We start from the raw sequence: 2,037 nt of genomic DNA on the forward strand, positions 1-2,037 counted from the left end.
ATATTCAGAAATTAAATTTTTAAGGAGTAAAATTATGATTGCTAAAAAACATCTAAAAATCTTTTTAAGTTTGATAGCGCTTGCTATTATAACGGTTATAGTTTCGGTAGCTTGTTCTAGTCCTGCCGATGTCGGAAATATGGCTGTGACGGAAGCGGAACCAACGCCTCCACCCGAATTTCCTGAAGATAATACGGATAATAAATTAACCATTGATACAAATCAAGGTTTAATTCAATTTAAAGATTTATCGTTTAAATCTGGAGCTTATTATTCTATATATAACACGACAAAGAAAATATATTTTTACGCGGATGTAAAAGTGGACGAAAATTCAAAACCTTATATAAGTGCTATGACTATGGAAGAAGACGGAAGCATTACAGAGGAGGAAGGAAAATTTTATGATAATGCGAACGGAACTGGAGCGGTTTATAATTTGGAAGCGACTCGATATAAAAGCAATAACAGAAATACAGCGACTGTTACTTTTACCGAAGACGGTTATTTGATAATAAAGTTTAGTAATTACGGAGCTGATATTACCTATTCGTTACTTGGAATTGGTAAGCATTCAAGGACGGAACTTACGGGAAAATGGAAAATATGGGAAAATACAAGTAGGGTTCAAACCGTTTTTACGGTCGATGGTGATGGTAATATAAATTTTCTATGTGGCGGAATACTTTATGGCTTAGATTTTTATACTTATTCTGGAAAAGTTAGCGATACTTTTAATTATCCTTATACTACAAAATTAACAGCTACCTATAGAGAAACTACAGTAGGAGGAATGATTACATTCGATAGTCCATCAAGTGCGACTATTTCTTGTTCGTATTATTTTATCAATGTGTATGGGGGAAGTGGTTGGGATAAAGGAACTTCTACTTTTACGATTAGAGAAGCTTTAGATTAATTGGTATAAATTATATTTTTAGAATATATAAAAATTGATTATAAAAGGCATCGTTTTTAAGCGGTGTCTTTTTTATTTGTAAATATTAATAAAATTTTCTATATTTTGTTTTTTAAGAATTATCTTCATTTATCTTCAAATCATTTATCGCTTTATCCAATTTATTTTTCAACGCTTTTTTATTCATTTCATTTTTAATTTCTTCTTTATACAATTTTTTATTTAAATACAAAGATTCCGCCTGCATTTTTCCCATTCTAAATATCGGTTTCAATATTTCAATCGTGTCTTTATATCCTTCTTCCAATCTCATTCTTGCGCCTTTAAGCGAAAAATCCATCGCTCCCGTTCTAAAATCTCCCAAATCCTTACTTGGTATAATTTCGTAAACTTTGCAATTTTCGTCTTTTTCAATAATCGTTTCTTTATACATGCTTATCGCTATTATTTGAGAGCATCCTTCGTCATATAAAGGTTTTAAAGGCAAATTGTCTCCGTTTAAAATTTCTACTCCGCCGTCCACATAATCCACGCCTTCTATTTTCTGTCGTCCGAATATAATTGGTATCGCGCTGCTTGCCATCATTATTTCTTTTATTTGAGAATGACTTTTTCCGTTCAATTTGAAATAAACGACATCGATAGTTTTTAGATTAACCGCCGCCGCAAAAATCGGGCATGGATAATCCGCTATTATATCCAAGTCCAAATATTTATCTATTATTTCAAGCAAACCTTCTCTTGTAAATATTCCGTTTGAAGATATATAATTATTTTTCATGCTCGGCTTTTTTTTAGAAAGAATATTATTTTCAATTTCATTTTTCCAAATATATTCCGCTACCTCGTAATCGTTTTGCGCGATTAAACATGCGTTGAGTATTCCAACCGAAGTCCCCGATAAAGCGTCTATTCTTTTGTCAATTTCGTATTCTTTTAAAGCTCTCCAAACTCCGATTTGATAGCTTCCAAGTCCTCCGCCTCCTCCCAACGATAAACCGAATTTCGACATATAAACTCCGTCAAATATTGCTAAAATATAAAGCCCAAAAACTATTTATAAAATCCAGATATTCTTTTTTATTCGTTTCTTTAATTTCTTTTATTCCTTTAACAAG

Annotated in this window: 2 protein-coding genes; one reads left to right on the plus strand and one right to left on the minus strand. The window is 31.8% G+C overall.

The annotated features are described in order from the left end of the window. The first annotated feature begins 34 nt into the window (after nucleotides 1-34). Entirely contained in the window at nucleotides 35-919 is an 885-nt protein-coding gene (locus ACR0QS_RS13015) for a hypothetical protein (protein WP_432633880.1), read from the plus strand. A gap of 112 nt (nucleotides 920-1,031) precedes the next feature. Here the strand turns inward: ACR0QS_RS13015 and ACR0QS_RS13020 are convergent, their stop codons facing one another. Continuing rightward, on the minus strand, nucleotides 1,032-1,931 hold the full coding sequence (locus tag ACR0QS_RS13020) for a patatin-like phospholipase family protein (protein WP_432633881.1): 900 nt from the start codon (nucleotides 1,929-1,931) through the stop codon (nucleotides 1,032-1,034). Nucleotides 1,932-2,037 lie beyond the last annotated feature (106 nt).

This window comes from Brachyspira sp. (genome assembly GCF_050873525.1).
Taxonomy (GTDB): domain Bacteria; phylum Spirochaetota; class Brachyspiria; order Brachyspirales; family Brachyspiraceae; genus Brachyspira.